This is a genomic window from Enterobacter sp. EC_50, from assembly GCF_019584525.1.
GTDB lineage: Bacteria > Pseudomonadota > Gammaproteobacteria > Enterobacterales > Enterobacteriaceae > Enterobacter > Enterobacter roggenkampii.
Window position 1 is genome coordinate 24,687 of the sequence record NZ_VDAF01000004.1, and the last position, 20,179, is coordinate 44,865.

Sequence of the window (20,179 nt, forward strand, 5' to 3'; positions counted from 1 at the left end):
TGTCGCAGGGTGCGTAAGAGCGCGCAACGTTTCATGCAATGTATTCTGTGTCGATGCTTTGTTTCGAGCCGCTACGCATCCCCGTTTTTTGTGCATTGCCGGACCGGCCGATTATAACGACTATGCGCTCAAACCCGTTTGAGGCCTTTTACATGCTAACCACCCTCCCCTTTCTGCTGATCTATCTTTCACTGACAGCCTTACTTGTAAATGCCGATATTCGCTACGGTCTACTTCCCGATAAATTTCTCTGTCCGCTGCTATGGGCAGGACTGCTCTTTCAGCTCTGTATCCAACCTGATTTTCTGCCGAGTGCAGTCGCGGGTGCGATGGCCGGATATATTGCCTTTGCCGTTATTTACTGGGGCTATTGGTTTATCTGCCGGCGTGAAGGAATGGGATATGGCGATGTGAAGTACCTGGCGGCACTGGGTGCATGGCATGGCTGGTGCGTACTGCCTGCGCTGGCGTTGCTCGCGGCGCTGATGGCGCTTCTTTGTATTCTTGTTTTTTCGGTAATCCGCCCTGATAAGAAGGCAATAAAAAACCCGCTACCTTTTGGGCCATTTCTGGCAGCAGCGGGTTTATGCGTAGGCTGGAAGACGTTGGTTACTCTTCAACTTTAATCTGTGACTGAAGATAGTTTTGCAGCCCGATTTTAGCAATGAGATCCAGCTCTGTTTCCAGCCAGTCAATATGCCCTTCTTCATCGGCCAGGATCTGAATCATCATATCGCGGCTGACGTAGTCATGTACGCTGTCAGCATAGGCAATGGCTTCACGGAGATCTTTGGCACCTTCAAGTTCTAGCCTGAGGTCGGAACGCAGCATCTCTTCGACATCTTCTCCGATGCCCAGCTTGCCGAGATCCTGCAGGTTTGGAATGCCTTCAAGGAATAAAATACGCTCGATATATTTATCAGCGTGTTTCATCTCATCGATAGATTCATGGTACTCAACGTCGTTTAAACGTTTGAGTCCCCAGTTTTTGAACATTCTCGCGTGAAGAAAATACTGGTTGATTGCGACAAGCTCATTTCCCAATAATTTATTGAGATAACTTATGATTTTAACATCACCTTTCATTATATAGTCCCTCCGCTTCCACTCATTGAAGCGTAGATCGGGCTACAGGGATGTCAAAGAAAAGATGGGCGCTTACGCGATCTCTTTGTATTCCGGGATCTGCATCAGCTCGTCCTGCATGATCTCTCGCGCAGCACGTACGCATTTACCGCATTGATTTCCCACCGGAACAAATTTGCGAAGCTGCTGGAATGACTGGGGCTGAAACTGGCGAACGGCCTGACGTATTTTTTTGTCGCTTACACCATTACATAAACAAACGTACATAGAAACTCCCGTTCAAATTATGCGCAAAGTGTAAGTGAGAATGGTTATGATTACAATAGCACAAACGCCAGAATGCGGGGCGGGAGCAGGCAAAAAATGCGAAATTTTGTGACGACGCCTGAGCGGTAGAAAACAAAAAAGGACGCCGAAGCGTCCTTTTTTAATTCAGGGATAATTAATTAGCCCAGAACTTTAGCAACAACGCCCGCGCCAACGGTACGGCCGCCTTCACGGATTGCGAAACGCAGACCGTCGTCCATCGCGATTGGGTGGATCAGAGTCACAACCATCTTGATGTTGTCGCCTGGCATTACCATCTCAACGCCTTCTGGCAGTTCGATGGTACCGGTCACGTCAGTAGTACGGAAGTAGAACTGTGGACGGTAGCCTTTGAAGAACGGAGTATGACGGCCGCCTTCGTCTTTGGACAGGATGTACACTTCAGATTCGAACTTGGTGTGTGGCTTGATTGAGCCTGGCTTAGCCAGAACCTGACCACGTTCGATTTCTTCACGTTTGATACCACGCAGCAGAACACCAACGTTCTCACCAGCACGGCCTTCGTCCAGCAGTTTGCGGAACATTTCAACGCCAGTACAGGTAGACTTCGCAGTCTCTTTGATACCAACGATTTCAACTTCTTCACCAACTTTGATGATACCGCGCTCTACACGACCGGTAACAACGGTACCACGACCGGAGATGGAGAATACGTCTTCGATTGGCAGCAGGAATGGCTTGTCAATCGCACGCTCTGGTTCTGGGATGTAAGAATCCAGGAAGCCAGCCAGTTCGATGATTTTCGCTTCCCACTCTGCGTCGCCTTCCAGCGCTTTCAGAGCAGAACCACGAACGATTGGGGTATCGTCGCCCGGGAAATCGTACTGAGACAGCAGTTCACGAACTTCCATCTCTACCAGTTCCAGCAGCTCTTCGTCATCAACCATGTCGCATTTGTTCAGGAACACGATGATGAAAGGAACGCCTACCTGACGACCCAGCAGGATGTGCTCACGAGTCTGAGGCATTGGGCCGTCAGTCGCAGCAACAACCAGGATCGCGCCGTCCATCTGCGCAGCACCGGTGATCATGTTTTTAACATAGTCGGCGTGGCCTGGGCAGTCTACGTGTGCGTAGTGGCGAGTCGGGGTGTCGTATTCAACGTGGGAAGTGTTGATGGTGATACCACGAGCTTTTTCTTCTGGTGCGTTATCGATCTGGTCGAATGCACGAGCAGAACCACCGTAGGTTTTAGCCAGAACGGTAGTGATTGCAGCAGTCAGGGTAGTTTTACCATGGTCAACGTGGCCGATAGTACCAACGTTGACGTGCGGTTTTGTACGTTCAAATTTTTCTTTAGACACGGCTATATTCCTTACTATAGTGCTCTCCCCTCTGGAGAGAGCACGGGACTTAGGTTTTAATCCTGTGGATTACTTACCACGGGCTTCAATAACGGCCTGAGCAACGTTGTTAGGCGCATCATCATACTTCAGGAATTCCATGGTGTATGATGCACGACCTTTGGTCAGAGAACGCAGCTGAGTTGCATATCCGAACATTTCAGACAGCGGAACTTCAGCGTGGATCTTAACGCCAGTTACTTCGGATTCCTGACCACGCAGCATACCGCGACGACGGCTCAAGTCACCGATAACGTCACCGGTGTTCTCTTCAGGAGTTTCTACTTCAACCTTCATGATTGGCTCAAGCAGAACTGGTTTTGCTTTCTTAAAGCCTTCTTTAAAGGCAATAGACGCAGCCAGTTTAAACGCCAGTTCAGAGGAGTCAACGTCGTGGTAAGAACCGAAGTGCAGACGAACACCCATGTCAACAACCGGATAGCCAGCCAGAGGGCCCGCTTTCAGCTGTTCCTGGATGCCTTTATCAACGGCTGGGATGTATTCGCCAGGAATTACACCACCTTTGATGTCGTTGATGAACTCGTAACCTTTCGGGTTAGAGCCCGGCTCCAGTGGGTACATGTCGATCACAACGTGACCGTACTGACCGCGACCACCAGACTGCTTAGCGTGTTTACCTTCAATGTCGGTAACTTTCGCGCGAATCGCTTCGCGGTAAGCAACCTGAGGTTTACCCACGTTCGCTTCAACGTTGAATTCACGCTTCATACGGTCAACGATGATGTCCAGGTGCAGTTCACCCATACCAGCGATGATGGTCTGGTTAGATTCTTCATCAGTCCATACGCGGAATGATGGGTCTTCTTTCGCCAGACGGCCCAGAGCCAGACCCATTTTTTCCTGGTCAGCTTTGGTTTTTGGTTCAACTGCGATGGAGATTACCGGCTCTGGGAATTCCATACGCTCCAGAATGATCGGGTGATCCGGGTCACACAGGGTGTCACCAGTGGTCACGTCTTTCAGACCGATAGCTGCAGCGATGTCGCCCGCACGAACTTCTTTGATCTCTTCACGTTTGTTAGCGTGCATCTGTACGATACGGCCAAAACGCTCACGCGCCGCTTTCACGGAGTTCAGGATGGTGTCACCGGAGTTAACCACACCAGAGTAAACGCGGAAGAAGGTCAGGTTACCCACGAATGGGTCGGTAGCAATTTTGAACGCCAGTGCAGAGAATGGCTCTTCGTCGCTTGCGTGACGCTCAGCCGGGGTATCTTTACCGTCGTCCAGGATGCCGTTGATCGCAGGAACGTCAACTGGGGATGGCAGGTAGTCAACTACCGCATCCAGCATCGCCTGAACACCTTTGTTCTTGAACGCAGAACCACAGGTTACCAGGATGATTTCGTTGTTCAGAACGCGCTGACGCAGAGCTTTTTTGATCTCTTCTTCAGTCAGTTCTTCACCACCCAAGTATTTCTCCATCAGCTCTTCAGAAGCTTCAGCAGCGGATTCGATCAGGTTCTGGTGCCATTCGTCAGCCAGGTCCTGCATTGCAGCTGGGATATCTTCGTATTCGAAGGTAACGCCCTGGTCTGCATCGTTCCAGTTGATGGCTTTCATTTTCACCAGGTCGATAACGCCGGTGAAGCCTTCTTCAGCACCAATTGCCAGCTGCAGCGGAACAGGGTTCGCGCCCAGACGGGTTTTGATCTGACCAACAACTTTCAGGAAGTTAGCACCCATACGGTCCATTTTGTTAACGAACGCGATGCGTGGAACTTTATATTTGTTCGCCTGACGCCATACGGTTTCAGACTGTGGCTGAACACCACCAACTGCGCAATAAACCATTACCGCGCCGTCAAGAACACGCATGGAACGTTCTACTTCGATGGTGAAGTCAACGTGCCCTGGGGTGTCGATGATGTTTACGCGATGCGGTTCGTACTGCTTAGCCATACCTGACCAGAATGCAGTAGTCGCTGCGGAGGTGATAGTGATACCACGCTCCTGCTCCTGTTCCATCCAGTCCATGGTGGCTGCGCCGTCATGAACTTCACCGATTTTGTGGTTTACACCGGTGTAGAACAGAATACGTTCGGTAGTAGTGGTTTTACCGGCGTCGATGTGCGCACTGATACCGATGTTACGGTAGCGTGCGATGGGTGTTGTACGAGCCATTTGATTCCTCGTTTATATCTTTAGGCGTTCAGTTAAGTTACCCAGAGCGGGCGGCTTCTCTGAAGCGCCCGCCTGGTGACTAAGACTCCGAAGGGATTACCAACGGTAGTGTGCGAACGCCTTGTTGGCTTCTGCCATACGGTGAACGTCTTCACGTTTCTTAACTGCAGTACCTTTGTTGTCTGCAGCATCAGAAAGTTCGTTCGCCAGACGCAGAGCCATGGATTTATCACCGCGTTTACGAGCAGCTTCAACGATCCAACGCATTGCCAGGGCATTACGACGAACCGGACGAACTTCAACTGGAACCTGATAAGTAGAACCACCAACGCGGCGGGACTTAACTTCTACAGTTGGGCGAACGTTGTCGAGAGCGACTTCGAAAGCTTCCAGTTCATTTTTACCAGAACGCTGAGCCAGGGTCTCCAGCGCGCTGTATACGATTGCTTCTGCAGTAGATTTTTTACCATCTACCATCAGGATATTTACAAATTTTGCCAGCAGTTCTGATCCGAATTTCGGATCTGGAAGAATTTTACGCTGACCAATGACGCGACGACGTGGCATGGGAATACTCCGTTGTTAATTCAGGATTGTCCAAAACTCAAAGAGTTTAGTATGACATTAAGATAAATCAGTTTGGCCTTACTTAACGGAGAACCATTAAGCCTTAGGACGCTTCACGCCGTACTTGGAGCGAGCCTGCTTACGGTCTTTAACACCTGAGCAGTCCAGCGCACCACGAACGGTGTGGTAACGAACACCCGGAAGGTCTTTAACACGACCGCCACGGATCAGGATCACGGAGTGCTCCTGCAGGTTGTGACCTTCACCACCGATGTAGGAAGTCACTTCGAAACCGTTAGTCAAACGCACACGGCATACTTTACGCAGTGCGGAGTTTGGTTTTTTAGGAGTGGTGGTATATACACGAGTACATACACCACGTTTCTGCGGGCAGGCTTCCAGCGCAGGCACGTTGCTTTTCGCAACTTTGCGTGCACGTGGTTTGCGTACCAGCTGGTTAACTGTTGCCATTAAATAGCTCCTGGTTTTAGCTTTTGCTTCGTAAACACGTAATAAAACGACCTCATACAATATGAGGACGCGAAATTTTAGGGCTACGTCGAAAAGGTGTCAAGAAATATACAGCGATCTCAAATCACCAGTTCATTTGACTGGCGTGCGTCACAGTAAGATTGACGAAATCAGTATAGCCAACCACGTCAATTTTGGCTGAAATTTGACCAGAAAGACCCCGCGCATCCAGATCGTCTTTCAGCGCAGAAACTGTTATGGGGGCATTCGTGAGCATTTCAACGAAACGGCTGCCTTCAAGTGCAGCAAGCACGCCGTCCTGAATCAGCAGCAGGTCATCACCGTCGCGCAGCATACTCAGTAACGCGTCGATATCACATTGCCATGGTGAATGGCTCAGAGTATGGAGCATGGCAGCCTCAGAAAGTCAGAACGGTGTCGTAGTGGGAAAGGTGTTCGCGCAATGCCGCAGAAGAGACGACGGTCACATCCAGCACGAAAGGCGTCTTCTCATCCAAACCGCGAGCGGCCAGCGAGTCGGCGCAGACATAAAGGGTTTCAATGTCATACAGCGGCAGCACTTTAAACGTAGCGATGTAATCCCGCGCCAGAATGGCCTGTGGCTGCTGACCCGCCAGAAGCTGGAACACACCGTCCCCTAAAAAGAAGACGCCGATATCTTCGGTCAGCGCGGACGTCGCAAGTAACGCATCCAGTCCTTCGCGACCAGAAGCGCTCCCGTGCGGCGCAGACGCAAAAACAAATGCCACGCGCTTCATCAGAATTGCACCACTCTGTCGCAGGTGAGCGCCGCCTGTGCCAGCGCGCCCAGACCGCTTAACGAAAAACCGGGCTGGAGGTTAGAACCCGACAAACCTAGACGGGCGGCTTCGGTTGCATCGGTCACGCCGCGGCGCAGTGCCGCCGCCACGCAGATGTGCAGTTCTACGCCCTGCTTTTCGTTTAATGCCTGCCAGCCGCGCACCACATCAAACTCATCGCTCGCCGGCGACGTAAACTGGTTCGCGTTATACACCCCTTCCCGATAGAAGAAGACGCTCGCCAGCTCATGTCCGGCTGCCAGCAGCGCCTGCGCAAACTGCAGCGCGCTGCTGGCCTGCTGAGTCCCGTACGCCGGGCCTGTCACCATTAACGCATAACGCATTACTTGTCTTGTCCCAGGAAATCACCGCTTTTGAACTGGCGAATATAGAGGTAGACCGTGTGCTTGGAGATGTTGAGACGATCGGCCACCTGGTTGATGGCGTCTTTAATATCAAAAATCCCTTTTTCATAGAGATTGAGCACGATCTGGCGATTCTTGGCGTTGTTCGAGACGTTGCGGTCGGCATTCACCTCTTCAATGGTGAACTCAAGTGTCTGCGTGACGAGATCTTCGACGGAAGAGGCAAAGTTAACAGAAGAGCCAACATCCGGCGTTTCTGGTGGAATAAAGGTGCTCATGATCTGCGAGAAAGGCACATCAAGGTTCATGTTGATGCACAGCAGCCCAATAACACGATGCTCGCGGTTTCGAATCGCGATGGTTTCTGATTTCATCAGCACGCCGCTTTTGGCGCGGGTGAAATAGCATTTGGAGACGCTGCTGTCCGCGCCGGTCATGTCATGCAACATACGCAATGCAAGGTCGGTAATTGGCGAGCCAATTTTACGGCCAGTATGCTCACCATTCGCAATGCGGATGGCGGAACACTTCAGATCTTGCAGGGAGTGCAATACGATTTCGCAGTGGGAGCCAATGAGCATCGCTAACCCGTCCACTACCGCTTCATAGGATTTCAGAATATCGAAGTCGGTCTGGTCAAAAGGACGTTGATCCAGCAAATCAAGTTCACTGGTTTCGTTGGTTAAAAGCGACCTGGACATGAAAAAAACACTCCTTTTCAGGAGCCTGTCGTTAGGTTTTCAGGGCAGGCTCATTATCTACACGGACAACTAAATTAATACAGCGTGCCTAACGCTTTCCAGTGTTAATTATATCTGCCCCACAATAAAAAACCGCCGCCTTAAAGGCGGCGGTTTTTTTTCAGCATTACTTCTTAGCAGCAGCGGCTTTATCGTCAGCCGGTGCGTCTGCCTTGGCATCCGCTTTCGGTGCCGGTTTGATGTCCAGCAGCTCTACGTCAAAGACCAGCGTAGAGTTGGCAGGGATCCCCGGAACGCCGGTTTTGCCATAGGCCAGATCCGGTGGGATGACCATCTTGATCTTGCCGCCTTTCTTGATGTTTTTCAGGCCTTCAGTCCAGCCAGGGATCACACCATCCAGACGGAAGGAGAGCGGCTCACCACGGGTGTAAGAGTTATCGAACTCTTTACCGTCGATCAGCGTACCTTTGTAGTTCACGACAACCGTGTCGCTGTCTTTAGGCGCATCGCCGGTGCCTTCTTTCTCAACTTTGTACACCAGGCCAGTCGAAGAGGTTTTCACACCCTTCTCTTTAGCGAAGGCATCGCGGTAGGCTTTGCCTTTCGCTTCGTTGTCTTTTGCGTCCGCGTCCATCTTAGTCTGCGCGGCGCCCTTCACACGCGCTTCGAACGCCTGCAGAGTCTGTTCAATTTCCTGGTCAGACAGCTTGCTCTTATCGGCAAATGCGTCCTGAACGCCTGCGATCAGCTGAGCTTTATCCAGTTTGATGCCCAGTTTCTCTTGTTCTTTCAGAGAGTTTTCCATGTAACGACCCAGAGATGCGCCCAGTGCGTAGGCGGATTTCTGGTCGTCATTTTTGAACGCTGCTTTGCTGTCTGCAGTGGCAGCAGGCTTCGCAGCAGTATCAGCAGCGAATGACAGCGGCGCGTTCAGCGCAACAGCCATCGTCGTCGCCAGCAGCGTTACTTTAAACAGTGATTTCATCCATATCTCCAGGGCCTGGGGACTCTCACCCCAGCGTTAAACGTAAATGAGTGACGTACTATAAAACGTTGCAGAAGAAATCTACAGACAGACACGTCCAATTCTCGCCACTTTTCAGACTATTTTTGTTTAAATAAGTTTCTTGCCAGAGGGATGCGAACTGTACTTAAGGATAAACTCAGTTAAACTGCGCCGCCGCTGGGCCATTATGGCGAATCTGAAATAAACGAGGTGAATGATGAAGGATACAACGATAGAAGCGAGAATGGCTGAGCTGGAAAGCCGCCTGGCTTTTCAGGACATCACCATCGAAGAGCTAAACCAGACCGTGACCGCACATGAGCTCGAAATGGCGAAACTGCGGGATCATATGCGCCTGCTGACGGAAAAGCTGAAGGCTACGCAGCCGTCGAACATCGCCTCTCAGTCAGAAGAGACGCCACCGCCTCATTATTGAGGCGTAAAAAAAGCGGGATAATCCCGCTTTTTTATTTTCCGCATGACGGAATTAGTGGCAGCCGCAGCCGCCGTTACCGCAACCACCTTTACCGTGGCCGTGGTCATGACCATGGTCGTGGCCGTGACCACCGCAGCAGCCGTCGTGGCCGTGATCGTGGTCATGGTCGTGACCGTGCGCACCGTGAACGTGGCCATGAGCCAGCTCTTCTTCGGTCGCCTCGCGGATCGCAACAACTTCTACGTTGAACTTCAGGTTCTGGCCAGCCAGCATGTGGTTGCCGTCAACCACGACGTGGTCATCTTCCACTTCGGTGATTTCAACTGGAACCGGGCCCTGGTCGGTTTCCGCCAGGAAGCGCATGCCAACCTGCAGTTCGTCAACGCCCATGAACACGTCTTTAGGAACGCGCTGAACCAGGTTGTCGTCATACTGACCGTAAGCGTCGTTCGCGCCTACAGCAACGTCAAATTTGTCGCCAACTTCATGACCTTCCAGCGCGTTTTCCAGGCCGGAAATCAGGGAACCGTGACCATGCAGGTAGTCAAGCGGCGCACTCACCGGAGACTCATCAACCAACACACCGTCTTCTGTACGTACCTGATAGGCCAGGCTGACCACCAGGTCTTTTGCTACTTTCATGATATCTCCTGAGCGTGGGAAAATTGCTGGCGCAGATTGTAGCGGAAATCTGCACCTGTGTACCCTTTAGCTTAAAAAAACTCAGGGCATATCGCTAGTCCGGATGAAAAATCCCGATAACTTGCTCTTCTTTGCGAACGTGCTCGCGCGCCTCTTTGTCGGCCTCACGCATCTGGTGACCGCACTTAACACACTCAACAACATCAATATTATTTTCCCGCCACATCGCCAGGGTGTCTTGCGCCTGGCAGGTCGGGCATTTTGCACCCGCGATAAAGCGTTTACGTACAGCCATCTTTCGTTACCCTTTATTCAAATTCATCCCAGCCATCGAGCTGGCGTCGTTCCTGCTGCATCTCGCGCTGGAAGATCTCCTCCAGCTCGCGACGGGCTTCCCGCACGCGGGAGATCTGCGCCGTATCGGTATGTACCGGCATCAGCTCGCGCAGCATCCGCATATCCAGCCGGCGGAAATGCATCTGGGCGCGCTGCGCCTGATGCGGATGCATGCCAAGCGAGATCAGCGCCTTGCGCCCCAACTCCAGCGCACTGGAGAACGTCTCACGGGAGAAGTGTTTCACACCCGCCTGCAATAATTCGTGAGCTTCAACACGTCCCCGCGCACGCGCCAGAATATGCAGATGCGGGAAATGCTGCTGGCAAAGATCCACCAGCTTCATCGTGTCTTCCGGGTCGTTACAGGTAATGACGATGGATTCTGCCGCTTCTGCCCCCGCCGAGCGCAGTAGCTCGAGCTGGGTCGCGTCGCCGTAGTAAACCTTGTAGCCATATTTGCGCATCAGGTTGACCGCGCTGATATCACGCTCCAGCACCGTAATGCGCATTTTGTTCGCCATTAGCAAACGGCCGATTACCTGTCCAAAGCGGCCAAAGCCCACCACGATCACCTGGGGCTTATCGTCTTCCACCCACGGCGCTTCGTCTTCGTCGTCTGCCGGGTTCAGGCGGCGCGACAGCAGTCTATCCACCATCTTCATCAGCAGCGGCGTGGTCATCATGGACAGCGTGACAGTTACCAGCAAAAGCGCCATCTGATCGTCTTTAAACAGCTTCTGGGACGAGGCGGTAGAGAACAGCACAAACGCGAACTCGCCTCCCTGACTCAACACGCTCGCAAACTGCATGCGCTCCGAACTGCGCAGGCCGTAAATGCGCGCCATGACATACAGCACCAGCGTTTTCACCGCCACCAGGATAGCGACGCTCACCACAACCCACAGCAGATGGGTATAGAGCACGCCAAGGTTGAGCGCCATCCCGACCGAAATAAAGAACAGACCTAGCAGCAGTCCTTTGAAGGGATCGATGGCAATTTCCAGCTCGTGCCGATACTCGCTCTCCGCCAGCAGCACCCCGGCGATAAAGGTCCCGAGCGCCATCGACAGCCCCAGCGCGTCCATGAATAACGCCGATCCCAGCACCAGCAGCAGCGTCGCGGCGGTAAATACCTCGCGAACGCCCGACGCGGCAATAAAGCGGAACACGGGACGTAACAGGAAACGCCCGCCGATGAGCATGCCCGCGAAGGCCCGCACCTTCATGGCGATTTTAGCCCAGTCGAAATGATCGTCCCCGGAGCCCGCCAGCAGCGGCACCAGCGCCAGCGCCGGGATCACCGCCAAATCCTGGAACAGCAGCACCGAAAAGCCCAGTTGACCGGCTTCGTTACGGTTCATCCCCTTGTCGCGCATCAGCTGCAGGGCCATCGCCGTCGACGACATCGCAAGGCCTATTCCGCCGATCACCGCCGCCTGCCAGGAGAAATTCGTCAGCATTAACAGGCCACCCAGAATCGCGGCGCTGAGCAACACCTGCGCGGCACCCACGCCAAAGATGGAGCGTCGGAGCTGCCATAATTTAGAAGGGTTGAGCTCAAGGCCAATGATGAACATCAGGAACACAACGCCCAGCTCGGAGAAATGGAGAATTTCATCCACATCGCTGATGAAACCCAGTCCCCATGGGCCAATGGCGATCCCCGCCAGCAAATACCCCAGTACCGCACCGATACCAATACGCGCTGCAAGCGGCACCGCGACGACGGCCGCAAATAAAAACAGCACCCCGGCGAGGAGCAAATTCGATCCTTCCATTAACGCCCTCCTGCCGGAATCGGTGACGCCAGCCATTCGCCGTAGGCTCTGGCGTGGCTGGCCAGCTCTTTCGGATCCTGACGACGGGCCCAGTAGACAATAATCGGGCTCATCCAGTGCATACGGCACATGGCCGCCGTCAGCTCAAAAGGCCGCAGAATGTCGCTCATCGGATAGCGGTTCAGCCCGTCGTGGCGGTAGGCGCTTTCGGGTTCACCGGTCGTAATCACACTACGCCAGTACTTTCCCGCCAGCTGGTTGCCCCCCACCCCGCTGGAGAAGCCCCGGCTCAGCACGCGGTCCAGCCACTCTTTGAGCAGCGCCGGACAGCTGTAGGTATAAAGCGGATGCTGGAACACAATCACGTCATGCTGACGCAGCAGTTCCTGCTCGTAAGGAATATCAATAAAGAAATCAGGATAGTGCGCGTAGAGATCGTGCACCGTCACGTTGCTGAGCTGAGTAGCCGGCTTAAGCAGCACCCGGTTTGCCACCGAGTCCTGAGATTCCGGATGGGCATACAGCAGCAGCACTTTTGCTGTCTGAGACATCATTCCCCTCCCGGTCTTGTTTCTGTTTTTGTGTATCGTCGCTGTTTTGGGCTACCATGGCGGCCCGGGGCGGAAAACGGCCCACACCTTACATTATCATAATGACAAATTAACATAGTCGGAACATACGGCGCTTCTATGATTGTTTTCTCCTCGTTACAAATTCGTCGCGGCGTGCGCGTCCTGCTGGATAACGCCACTGCTACCATCAACCCGGGCCAGAAAGTGGGTCTGGTCGGCAAAAACGGCTGTGGTAAATCCACGCTGCTGGCGTTGCTGAAAAACGAGATTAGCGCGGATGGCGGTAACTTCACCTTCCCGGGGAACTGGCAGCTCGCCTGGGTGAATCAGGAGACGCCAGCCCTGAGCGAACCGGCACTCGACTATGTTATCGACGGCGACCGGGAATACCGCAAGCTCGAGGCGGAACTTAACGCCGCTAACGAGCGCAACGACGGCCACGCCATCGCCACCGTTCACGGCAAGCTGGACGCCATTGACGCGTGGACCATTCGCTCCCGCGCCTCCAGCCTGCTTCACGGCCTGGGCTTCAGCAATGAACAGCTGGAACGCCCGGTCAGCGACTTCTCGGGCGGCTGGCGCATGCGCCTCAACCTGGCGCAGGCGCTGATCTGCCGCTCTGACCTGCTGCTGCTCGATGAACCGACTAACCACCTCGATCTCGATGCGGTTATTTGGCTGGAGAAGTGGCTCAAGAGCTATCAGGGCACTCTGATTCTGATCTCCCACGACCGAGACTTCCTCGACCCGGTGGTGGATAAAATCATTCATATCGAACAGCAAACGATGTTCGAGTACACCGGCAACTACAGCTCCTTCGAGCGCCAGCGCGCGACGCGTCTTGCCCAGCAGCAGTCCATGTACGAAAGCCAGCAGCAGCGCGTGGCGCACCTGCAAAGCTTTGTGGATCGCTTCAAGGCCAAGGCGTCAAAGGCGAAGCAGGCCCAGAGCCGCATCAAGATGCTGGAGCGCATGGAGATGATCGCCCCGGCGCACGTCGACAACCCGTTCCACTTCAGCTTCCGGGCCCCGGAAAGCCTGCCAAATCCCCTGCTGAAAATGGAAAAGGTCAGCGCGGGTTATGCCGACCGCATTATTCTCGACTCCATCAAGCTCAACCTGGTGCCGGGTTCACGTATTGGTCTGCTCGGGCGCAACGGTGCCGGTAAATCCACGCTGATCAAACTGCTGGCGGGCGAGCTTAATCCGGTCAACGGTGAAATCGGCCTGGCGAAGGGCATCAAGCTGGGTTACTTCGCCCAGCATCAGCTGGAATTTTTACGCGCGGATGAATCCCCGATTCAGCACCTCGCGCGTCTGGCGCCGCAGGAGATGGAGCAGAAGCTGCGCGACTATCTCGGCGGCTTCGGCTTCCAGGGCGATAAGGTCACCGAAAACACCGAGCGCTTCTCCGGCGGCGAAAAAGCCCGTCTGGTGCTGGCGCTGATCGTCTGGCAGCGCCCGAACCTGCTGCTGCTCGATGAACCGACCAACCACCTGGATCTCGACATGCGTCAGGCGCTGACCGAAGCGCTGATTGAATTCGAAGGGGCGCTGGTTGTCGTTTCGCACGATCGTCACCTGATCCGCTCCACCACGGACGATCTCTACTTAGTGCACGATGGCAAAGTCGAACCGTTCGACGGCGATCTGGAAGACTACCAGCAGTGGCTGACGGACGTGCAGAAGCAGGAGAACCAGCCGGAAGAATCAGCGAAAGAGAACGCCAACAGCGCGCAGGCACGTAAAGACCAGAAGCGCCGTGAAGCGGAGCTGCGCACCCAGACGCAGCCGCTGCGTAAAGAGATTGCCCGTCTCGAAAAAGAGATGGAAAAGCTCAACGCCACGCTTGCTACCGTTGAAGAGAAGCTCGGCGACAGCGGTCTGTATGACCAGAGCCGTAAAGCCGAACTGACGGACTGCCTGCAAACCCAGGCGAAGACCAAATCCAGCCTTGAAGAGTGTGAGATGGCGTGGCTGGACGCGCAGGAACAGCTGGAAGCGATGCTGCAGGCTGACTGATACCGGGAGGGCTATGAGTTTCGATAACACGAGCGAGATTACATTCCGCAAGCTCAGCATCTTCATGACGTTTATGGAGAAGGGGAATATCGCGCGTACCGCCGAAACTCTGGGCCTGAGCGGCGTCAGCGTTCACCGTGCGCTGCACACGCTGGAAGAGAACGTGCGCTGTCCGCTCTTTACCCATAAGGGGCGCAACCTGATTGCTCTCCCTTCCGCCTGGACCTTACTGGAATATTGTCAGGAAGTGATGCAGGTGATGGAGCGCGGGCTGGAAGCGTCGCGCAAAATTGCCGGGATCGGCCAGGGGCGGCTGCGAGTCGGAACGCTCTACTCGCTCACCCTGGAAACCGTGCCGCGTCTGATCATGGGCATGAAGCTACGTCGTCCGGATCTGGAAATGGATCTGACGATGGGCTCCAACGAAACCCTGCTGCACATGCTGGATGAAGGCTCTCTGGACGCCATTCTTATCTCCATTTCCGAGAGCGATATCGACCGTAACAGCCTGGAAGTGCTGCCCCTGTTCCATGACGACATCTTCCTTGCCGCACCGGCCTCCGCGACGCTCAATACCCGCGGCCCGGCCGATCTGCGCGACTATAAAGATCGGAAATTTGTCTCTCTTGCGGAAGGGTTCGCCACCTATGCAGGCTTCCAGGAGGCGTTTCATATCGCCGGGTTCGAGCCGGAGATTGTTACCCGGGTGAATGACATTTTCTCCATGCTCAGTCTGGTGCAGGCGGGAGTGGGCTTTACGCTGATGCCGGGCAGGATGAAAAAGGTCTATGAGAATTCCGTGCAGCTCCTGAAGCTTGCCGAGCCGTACCAGATGCAACAGCTGATCGCCATCGTCTTTGCCCGCAACCGCGAGCAGGATCCAAGCCTGCGGGCGCTGGCCGCCGAAGGGCGGATGTATGCCCGCAGTTTGCAGGATAGTGCCTGATGTTATTGCCCGGTGGCGCTACGCTTACCGGGCCTACAGTCCGTAGTAGGCCCGGTAAGGCGCAGCCGCCACCGGGCTAAACCATCACGCACGGAGTCGCTTCGCCAGATGTACCGCCACGTCCACCCCGCTGCGCTCCAGTGAAATCGTCTCTCCTTCCCACGGCGCCTGACGCGTCAGGCAGGTCAGTACGCCGCCGGGGGGCATCTCGATCGCCAGCCGGGCTTCGCGTTCATTCGCTGAAATCATCGCCTCCTGCCAGCGCACCGTACGCGCCATGTTCATCGCCAGATCGTCGGCGATCTTTTCCGGCTGCCACAACACGCGCCCGGTGCTGCCGCTCAGGTAGGCGCAGCGTGGGCGTGAAAGCGTGACCGATTCAAACGCCGTTGCCAGCTTTTGCGCGGGTGCTGTCAGCAGTTCGCAGTGCGACGGCACGCTGACCGCCAGCCGTTTGGCCTTGCTCGCCCCTTTCGCCAGCGCGCGCGACGCCGCCTCCGCCATCCCTTCATCGGTTCCGGCAATCACGATCTGCGTTTCGGCATTCAGGTTGGCAATGTAGGTCCCGGTGCCCTGGATAAGGTCTTCCACCTGCGGCAGAGTGAGCCCCATAATTGCCGTCAGGCCGTAGCCGTGCGGATACGCCTGCTCCATCAGATCGCCACGCAGCGCCACCAGCTTCAGCGCATCCGTGAAGTCCAGCGCGCCTGCAATGACCGCCGCCGGATAAGCGCCGATGGACAGCCCGCTGACGATATCCGGCGCCACGCCGCGCCGTTCCAGCTCGCGCGCCCAGGCCACGCCTGCAATTAGCAGGCAAAGCTGAACCGCGCGGGTATGGCTTAACGCGTCTGCGCTATCCAGCGTATCCACTTCGGTGCCAAGCACCTCACGCGCCTGAGCCAGTTCCGTTCCCGGCAGGTTTTGCAGCATGCCTTCGTGCTGCGTGCCCTGCCCCGGAAAGGTAAACACTATTTTCATCACTCCTCCCTGCGCCACGGATCCGCCACCAGGCGCGGTCCTCGGCGGGTTTTCAGCAGCGTTTTACCGTCGCGCAACCACTCCGCCAGCGCGAAACCGCCCTCGGGCGTATCGACCTGCGTATCCACCCGGCACAATGCGCGGCTCAGCTGCGACTGCCATGCGGTAAAAGCATCGGGGGAAATTGGCTGCGGCACGCGGATTAGCAGATCGAGATCGCTTTCGGCATGAATAACCGGAATACCGGTCGCCAGCGCGTAGCCGGTGCTGCCGGTAATGCCCCACGTCCACGACCACGCCTGCTGAGAAAGCTGAAGCGCCACCTGAACGGGTGGCTGGGTGACAAACGGCGAGCGCAGCAGATCGGCGGTTGCGCACAGGTCTTCCGGTGATACCACACGCCGCACGTTTTCGGGCTTCACCCATCCGGCCGCCCGCTGGTCGCGACGTAAACCGCGCACGCCAACGGGGATCCGGCCTTCACTGTCAACATCACGCCGCACCACCACCGGCAGGCCGGTATGCCAGGCGGCCTCCACCCAGGATTCAGTGATGCCTTCCAGCGCGTCTCGCGCAGTAAGCCAGATAAGGTCGTGCGGGCGTAATGTTGTGGTCATGGTTACATTCCTGAAGTCAGCGAGATAAACAGCGGCAGCGACAGGATACACAGTACGGAGCTTAACAGCAGCACGGCTTCAGCATCCGGCGATTGCACGCCAAAGCGGTTACCGAACACCACGCCGAAGAAGCCCGCGGAGAGCGCAATCATGAGGATCGCGGTGATCGCCACGGAGCCATGCAGACCAAAGATCAAGACGATACCCCAGGCGATGGCAGGCTGAATCAGCAGCTTGGCGATGGTGGAGGTGATCACCATGGTGTTGATCTGCAGCTTACGGGCAGAGAGGATCACCCCGGTCAGGAACAGCGCCGCAGCGGTCGCGGACAGTCCCAGCGGTTTAATCGCCGCCAGCACCAGCTCCGGCATTTTGATGCCGATGGCGGACAAAATCACACCCAGCAGCGGGCCCATCACGATCGGCTTTTTAATGGAGCGCCACATCAGCACCGGCAGCATGGAAAGCGTTGAACCGGAGTTATTGCCCTCGGCGCGCGCTTTTTCACGCTCAAGAATGAGCAGGCAGAACGGGGTCATCAACACCGAACCGCAGGCGATGGAGACCGCTACGGAGAGCGACGTAGAGGAACCCTCCCCTAGTACGCTGCCCAGAATCGGCAGACCCAGCGCTGCATAGTTGGGCAGCGCGACGGTGAGCGTCAGCACGGCCGCATCCTGTGGCGACTTCTTAAAGACGCCGGTGGCGAGGAAGTAGATGGCCGCATAGGTGATCCACATCGCCAGCGTCAGCACCAGGATCAGCGGCGACTGGGCTACGATGCCGGTCCATGGCGTTTGCACGGTAGCGCTGAACAGCGCGGCAGGCAGTGCAAAATCCATCACGAAGATATTAAGCAGGGAAACATTTTTGTTATCGACCATCTTTGCCTTGCCGGCCCAGAATCCCAGCAACATGATGACGAAAATCGGTGCAAGAGCATGAACAATTACGTAAGTCATAAATCACCTGTAGTAAAAAAGTTATAGCACTGGCGCGATGATTATTATTTTCAGGATGCAGGTTCCCGCGTGGGCACAGTCACGTGCCCACGGGTTGATGCATCTGGCAGGTCTCTTTTTACTTACCAGCTGGCTCGCATACGTTCGCGTACGAGCGCCGAGCTGCGGCGATTGTCAGCACCCAGACGGTTTTTCAACGTGGTGTCCTGACGAGCGTTACTGATGGCATGTTGCAGGGTGGATTTCACCAGCGTCAGATCGTTATCGGACGGGGCATCCGGGTTGCTGATATCCAGCAGGTTAGAGAGCAGCCCCAGCGTGGCGTAGTTGCTGATGTCGTACGCCATGGGCGGAATGGTTGCCGCCAGTTTTTCCAGCGCGTCGACGGTGCGCAGCGTAATGCGCGCCGCAGACTCTTTGCCCATCGCGTGGATCAGCACGCCTTTGTCGTTAAAGGCAATCAGGCGGTTGGCCTGGTAGCCGTGCGCCAGAAACGCGCCGGACATCGCCTTGCCGACGATAAGCCCAATCACCGGGTGACCGGCCAGACGCGCATTCGCATAGGCTGCTGCCGCACCGGCCAGCGCCTGATGAATACCAAACGCCTCTTCACGACGGCCATAGGCCTGGCTTGGGACGTCGATCACCGCCACTATCGGGCGCTTCACGGCTTTATCGGCATCCGCCGCGACGGTTTCACTGACCACTTTCGCCAGGGTCCAGCCTTCCAGCAGCCCCACTTCTCCTTTCGCCGCACGCGGGAAGTGGTTGTTGGCATCCGGCACCACGGCAACAAAGCGCACCGCCTCGCCGTTTAGCTCACCATCTGCCGCCTGGACGGACGGGCATAGCCCTTCGATACGTTTGGCGTTCGGAGCGAGGATTTCCAGCCAGCGTTCGCCACGGCTTATTGCGTTACTCATCATTTCACCTCCCGGGCAAAAAGCGCGTTAATTTGTTCGGCATCAGCCTGTTTGCGGGTGTCAAAATGGGTCAGACGGGCGAGGTAATCATCGTAGTTATCGGTGCGATGTTTCGCGGGAACGCCTTTAGCAATCGCGTCGTTCATCGCCTGTTTCACCGCGTTGATACCGTCGCCGACGAGCGCATCCACCAGCCCGCTTTGATAGCGCACTTCACCGCCGGTCATGCTCCAGATAAACGGACGATCGCGGGAGTCGTACTCCTCAATGCCCGCCTCCTGCTCGATAACCTGCGGGCCGTTGAGGCCAAGACGCGCTTCGCGGGTCACAATCAGGTAGCTGCAGAGCGCCGCCGCGATGGACATCCCACCGAAGCAGCCCACGGTTCCGGCCACAATGCCAATAACCGGCGTGTAGCGACGCAGGTCCACAATCGCCGCGTGAATATCGGCAATCGCCGCCAGGCCGAGGTTCGCCTCCTGCAGACGCACGCCGCCGGTTTCGAGGCACAGTACCGCCTGAGTCGGAATGCCGTTGCGGTTATCCTCCGCCGCCAGCTCCAGCGCCGCCGCCATTTTGGCGCCGGACACTTCGCCCATGCTGCCGCCCTGGAACGCGCCTTCAATCGCCACGACGACGGCAGGCTTGCCGTTGATGGTGCCCTTCGCCACCACCATGCCGTCGTCCGCCTGCGGCACAATGCCCTGTGGCCCAAGCCACGGAGAAATAATACCTTCAAACGGATCCAGCAGTTCGCGGTAGCTGCCCTCGTCGAGCAGGGCCTGCGCGCGCTGGCGCGCTTTCAGTTCGATAAAGCTGCTGTCATCACGCATGGCTCACCCCCTCAAAAACCTGTTCGATGCGAATGCGCGCCACGCCCGGCGTCGCGCCGAAGTCGTGGATGGTCAGCTTCCCTGCGGGCAGGCTGCTGACGGTTTGCAGACGGTTGAACAGCGCCTCCCAGCGCCCCCGGCTGTTGTCCACGGAGGTGGTGATATCAATGGTTAACGTCTGGCCCGGTTCGGCGGTGAAGAGCACCTCCATATCCCCGGAACCGACTACCCCTGCCAGCGCCCTGCCGCTTAACGTGCGGCTGGCTGGCACGGTCAATGTGATTTTTTCCATAACATCC

Annotated in this window: 25 protein-coding genes; 4 read left to right on the forward strand and 21 right to left on the reverse strand. The window is 55.7% G+C overall.

All coding sequences use genetic code 11. The features are described 5' to 3' along the window. The first annotated feature begins 152 nt into the window (after nucleotides 1-152). Nucleotides 153-626 (forward strand): A24 family peptidase, encoded by a 474-nt coding sequence (locus tag FHC48_RS04720; RefSeq protein WP_059365027.1) that lies wholly within the window; start codon nucleotides 153-155, stop codon nucleotides 624-626. Here the strand turns inward: FHC48_RS04720 and bfr are convergent. From bfr to fkpA, 11 genes are all read right to left on the reverse strand, one after another. Beyond that, on the reverse strand, nucleotides 610-1,086 hold the full coding sequence (gene bfr / locus FHC48_RS04725) for a bacterioferritin (RefSeq protein ID WP_008503492.1): 477 nt from the start codon (nucleotides 1,084-1,086) through the stop codon (nucleotides 610-612). The genes FHC48_RS04720 and bfr overlap by 17 nt on opposite strands. 72 nt (nucleotides 1,087-1,158) lie before the next feature. Beyond that, nucleotides 1,159-1,353 (reverse strand): bacterioferritin-associated ferredoxin, encoded by a 195-nt coding sequence (gene bfd / locus FHC48_RS04730; RefSeq protein ID WP_008503493.1) that lies wholly within the window; start codon nucleotides 1,351-1,353, stop codon nucleotides 1,159-1,161. Between the two features lie 179 nt (nucleotides 1,354-1,532). Continuing rightward, entirely contained in the window at nucleotides 1,533-2,717 is a 1,185-nt protein-coding gene (gene tuf / locus FHC48_RS04735; protein ID WP_023309456.1) for an elongation factor Tu, read from the reverse strand. A 69-nt stretch (nucleotides 2,718-2,786) separates the two neighbouring features. Next, a complete protein-coding gene (gene fusA, locus FHC48_RS04740) occupies nucleotides 2,787-4,901 on the reverse strand; it encodes an elongation factor G (protein ID WP_008503004.1) in 2,115 nt (704 codons plus the stop codon). Between the two features lie 96 nt (nucleotides 4,902-4,997). Then, the gene (rpsG, locus tag FHC48_RS04745) at nucleotides 4,998-5,468 is read right to left on the reverse strand and encodes a 30S ribosomal protein S7 (protein WP_004106370.1); all 471 of its coding nucleotides are present in this window, start codon (nucleotides 5,466-5,468) and stop codon (nucleotides 4,998-5,000) included. A 96-nt stretch (nucleotides 5,469-5,564) separates the two neighbouring features. Further along, entirely contained in the window at nucleotides 5,565-5,939 is a 375-nt protein-coding gene (rpsL, locus tag FHC48_RS04750; protein ID WP_000246815.1) for a 30S ribosomal protein S12, read from the reverse strand. Nucleotides 5,940-6,063: 124 nt separating this feature from the next. Then, on the reverse strand, nucleotides 6,064-6,351 hold the full coding sequence (gene tusB, locus FHC48_RS04755) for a sulfurtransferase complex subunit TusB (protein WP_008503005.1): 288 nt from the start codon (nucleotides 6,349-6,351) through the stop codon (nucleotides 6,064-6,066). 7 nt (nucleotides 6,352-6,358) lie between these two features. After that, nucleotides 6,359-6,718 carry a sulfurtransferase complex subunit TusC gene (tusC, locus tag FHC48_RS04760; RefSeq protein ID WP_008503006.1) on the reverse strand — a complete coding sequence of 120 codons (360 nt, stop codon included), beginning with the start codon at nucleotides 6,716-6,718 and terminating at the stop codon, nucleotides 6,359-6,361. Then, on the reverse strand, nucleotides 6,718-7,104 hold the full coding sequence (tusD, locus tag FHC48_RS04765; protein ID WP_021242223.1) for a sulfurtransferase complex subunit TusD: 387 nt from the start codon (nucleotides 7,102-7,104) through the stop codon (nucleotides 6,718-6,720). The genes tusC and tusD overlap by 1 nt, the downstream gene beginning before the upstream one ends. Continuing rightward, nucleotides 7,104-7,826, reverse strand: coding sequence for a transcriptional regulator (locus FHC48_RS04770; RefSeq protein WP_003861697.1), 723 nt, complete (start codon nucleotides 7,824-7,826; stop codon nucleotides 7,104-7,106). Before FHC48_RS04770 ends, tusD begins: the two co-directional genes overlap by 1 nt. A gap of 166 nt (nucleotides 7,827-7,992) precedes the next feature. Continuing rightward, nucleotides 7,993-8,811: an FKBP-type peptidyl-prolyl cis-trans isomerase gene (gene fkpA, locus FHC48_RS04775; RefSeq protein ID WP_008503008.1), complete on the reverse strand. Its 819-nt coding sequence runs from the start codon at nucleotides 8,809-8,811 to the stop codon at nucleotides 7,993-7,995. A gap of 238 nt (nucleotides 8,812-9,049) precedes the next feature. Between fkpA and FHC48_RS04780 the strand changes: the two genes are divergently transcribed. Beyond that, entirely contained in the window at nucleotides 9,050-9,268 is a 219-nt protein-coding gene (locus FHC48_RS04780; protein WP_008503009.1) for a protein SlyX, read from the forward strand. A gap of 51 nt (nucleotides 9,269-9,319) precedes the next feature. Here FHC48_RS04780 and slyD read toward each other — a convergent pair whose 3' ends face one another. From slyD to kefG, 4 genes are all read right to left on the reverse strand, one after another. Then, entirely contained in the window at nucleotides 9,320-9,910 is a 591-nt protein-coding gene (gene slyD / locus FHC48_RS04785) for a peptidylprolyl isomerase (protein WP_008503010.1), read from the reverse strand. A gap of 94 nt (nucleotides 9,911-10,004) precedes the next feature. Then, nucleotides 10,005-10,205 (reverse strand): YheV family putative zinc ribbon protein, encoded by a 201-nt coding sequence (locus FHC48_RS04790; RefSeq protein ID WP_008503011.1) that lies wholly within the window; start codon nucleotides 10,203-10,205, stop codon nucleotides 10,005-10,007. Nucleotides 10,206-10,218: 13 nt separating this feature from the next. Next, complete coding sequence (gene kefB, locus FHC48_RS04795) at nucleotides 10,219-12,024, reverse strand: glutathione-regulated potassium-efflux system protein KefB (RefSeq protein ID WP_220420511.1); 1,806 nt, start codon at nucleotides 12,022-12,024, stop codon at nucleotides 10,219-10,221. Beyond that, complete coding sequence (kefG, locus tag FHC48_RS04800; protein ID WP_021242220.1) at nucleotides 12,024-12,578, reverse strand: glutathione-regulated potassium-efflux system ancillary protein KefG; 555 nt, start codon at nucleotides 12,576-12,578, stop codon at nucleotides 12,024-12,026. Before kefG ends, kefB begins: the two co-directional genes overlap by 1 nt. Before the next feature lie 135 nt (nucleotides 12,579-12,713). On the opposite strand from kefG, the gene FHC48_RS04805 reads away from it, so the two are divergent. Next, on the forward strand, nucleotides 12,714-14,618 hold the full coding sequence (locus tag FHC48_RS04805) for an ABC transporter ATP-binding protein (RefSeq protein ID WP_059362460.1): 1,905 nt from the start codon (nucleotides 12,714-12,716) through the stop codon (nucleotides 14,616-14,618). A gap of 13 nt (nucleotides 14,619-14,631) precedes the next feature. After that, nucleotides 14,632-15,564, forward strand: a complete 933-nt coding sequence (locus tag FHC48_RS04810; protein WP_021242218.1) for a LysR family transcriptional regulator — start codon at nucleotides 14,632-14,634, stop codon at nucleotides 15,562-15,564. An 84-nt stretch (nucleotides 15,565-15,648) separates the two neighbouring features. On the opposite strand, the gene mdcH is transcribed toward FHC48_RS04810, so the two are convergent. From mdcH to mdcC, 6 genes are all read right to left on the reverse strand, one after another. Continuing rightward, entirely contained in the window at nucleotides 15,649-16,545 is an 897-nt protein-coding gene (mdcH, locus tag FHC48_RS04815) for a malonate decarboxylase subunit epsilon (RefSeq protein WP_023294708.1), read from the reverse strand. Continuing rightward, nucleotides 16,545-17,162, reverse strand: a complete 618-nt coding sequence (locus FHC48_RS04820) for a malonate decarboxylase holo-ACP synthase (RefSeq protein ID WP_059362457.1) — start codon at nucleotides 17,160-17,162, stop codon at nucleotides 16,545-16,547. The genes mdcH and FHC48_RS04820 overlap by 1 nt, the downstream gene beginning before the upstream one ends. Nucleotides 17,163-17,164: 2 nt before the next feature. After that, the gene (locus FHC48_RS04825; RefSeq protein ID WP_059363964.1) at nucleotides 17,165-18,124 is read right to left on the reverse strand and encodes an AEC family transporter; all 960 of its coding nucleotides are present in this window, start codon (nucleotides 18,122-18,124) and stop codon (nucleotides 17,165-17,167) included. A gap of 122 nt (nucleotides 18,125-18,246) precedes the next feature. Continuing rightward, nucleotides 18,247-19,047, reverse strand: coding sequence for a biotin-independent malonate decarboxylase subunit gamma (gene mdcE / locus FHC48_RS04830; protein ID WP_045353561.1), 801 nt, complete (start codon nucleotides 19,045-19,047; stop codon nucleotides 18,247-18,249). After that, nucleotides 19,047-19,880, reverse strand: coding sequence for a biotin-independent malonate decarboxylase subunit beta (locus FHC48_RS04835; RefSeq protein WP_045353562.1), 834 nt, complete (start codon nucleotides 19,878-19,880; stop codon nucleotides 19,047-19,049). The genes mdcE and FHC48_RS04835 overlap by 1 nt, the downstream gene beginning before the upstream one ends. After that, the gene (gene mdcC, locus FHC48_RS04840; protein ID WP_023294711.1) at nucleotides 19,873-20,172 is read right to left on the reverse strand and encodes a malonate decarboxylase acyl carrier protein; all 300 of its coding nucleotides are present in this window, start codon (nucleotides 20,170-20,172) and stop codon (nucleotides 19,873-19,875) included. Before mdcC ends, FHC48_RS04835 begins: the two co-directional genes overlap by 8 nt. Nucleotides 20,173-20,179 lie beyond the last annotated feature (7 nt).

Bases quoted from the DNA above. Each gene is read 5' to 3' on its own strand.
- FHC48_RS04720 (WP_059365027.1), top strand. From the start codon at position 153: ATGCTAACCACCCTCCCCTTTCTGCTGATCTATCTTTCACTGACAGCC.
- bfr (WP_008503492.1), bottom strand. From the start codon at position 1,086: ATGAAAGGTGATGTTAAAATCATAAGTTATCTCAATAAATTATTGGGA.
- bfd (WP_008503493.1), bottom strand. From the start codon at position 1,353: ATGTACGTTTGTTTATGTAATGGTGTAAGCGACAAAAAAATACGTCAG.
- fusA (WP_008503004.1), bottom strand. From the start codon at position 4,901: ATGGCTCGTACAACACCCATCGCACGCTACCGTAACATCGGTATCAGT.
- rpsG (WP_004106370.1), bottom strand. From the start codon at position 5,468: ATGCCACGTCGTCGCGTCATTGGTCAGCGTAAAATTCTTCCAGATCCG.
- rpsL (WP_000246815.1), bottom strand. From the start codon at position 5,939: ATGGCAACAGTTAACCAGCTGGTACGCAAACCACGTGCACGCAAAGTT.
- tusB (WP_008503005.1), bottom strand. From the start codon at position 6,351: ATGCTCCATACTCTGAGCCATTCACCATGGCAATGTGATATCGACGCG.
- tusC (WP_008503006.1), bottom strand. From the start codon at position 6,718: ATGAAGCGCGTGGCATTTGTTTTTGCGTCTGCGCCGCACGGGAGCGCT.
- tusD (WP_021242223.1), bottom strand. From the start codon at position 7,104: ATGCGTTATGCGTTAATGGTGACAGGCCCGGCGTACGGGACTCAGCAG.
- FHC48_RS04770 (WP_003861697.1), bottom strand. From the start codon at position 7,826: ATGTCCAGGTCGCTTTTAACCAACGAAACCAGTGAACTTGATTTGCTG.
- fkpA (WP_008503008.1), bottom strand. From the start codon at position 8,811: ATGAAATCACTGTTTAAAGTAACGCTGCTGGCGACGACGATGGCTGTT.
- FHC48_RS04780 (WP_008503009.1), top strand. From the start codon at position 9,050: ATGAAGGATACAACGATAGAAGCGAGAATGGCTGAGCTGGAAAGCCGC.
- slyD (WP_008503010.1), bottom strand. From the start codon at position 9,910: ATGAAAGTAGCAAAAGACCTGGTGGTCAGCCTGGCCTATCAGGTACGT.
- FHC48_RS04790 (WP_008503011.1), bottom strand. From the start codon at position 10,205: ATGGCTGTACGTAAACGCTTTATCGCGGGTGCAAAATGCCCGACCTGC.
- kefB (WP_220420511.1), bottom strand. From the start codon at position 12,024: ATGGAAGGATCGAATTTGCTCCTCGCCGGGGTGCTGTTTTTATTTGCG.
- kefG (WP_021242220.1), bottom strand. From the start codon at position 12,578: ATGATGTCTCAGACAGCAAAAGTGCTGCTGCTGTATGCCCATCCGGAA.
- FHC48_RS04805 (WP_059362460.1), top strand. From the start codon at position 12,714: ATGATTGTTTTCTCCTCGTTACAAATTCGTCGCGGCGTGCGCGTCCTG.
- FHC48_RS04810 (WP_021242218.1), top strand. From the start codon at position 14,632: ATGAGTTTCGATAACACGAGCGAGATTACATTCCGCAAGCTCAGCATC.
- mdcH (WP_023294708.1), bottom strand. From the start codon at position 16,545: ATGAAAATAGTGTTTACCTTTCCGGGGCAGGGCACGCAGCACGAAGGC.
- FHC48_RS04820 (WP_059362457.1), bottom strand. From the start codon at position 17,162: ATGACCACAACATTACGCCCGCACGACCTTATCTGGCTTACTGCGCGA.
- FHC48_RS04825 (WP_059363964.1), bottom strand. From the start codon at position 18,124: ATGACTTACGTAATTGTTCATGCTCTTGCACCGATTTTCGTCATCATG.
- mdcE (WP_045353561.1), bottom strand. From the start codon at position 19,047: ATGAGTAACGCAATAAGCCGTGGCGAACGCTGGCTGGAAATCCTCGCT.
- FHC48_RS04835 (WP_045353562.1), bottom strand. From the start codon at position 19,880: ATGCGTGATGACAGCAGCTTTATCGAACTGAAAGCGCGCCAGCGCGCG.
- mdcC (WP_023294711.1), bottom strand. From the start codon at position 20,172: ATGGAAAAAATCACATTGACCGTGCCAGCCAGCCGCACGTTAAGCGGC.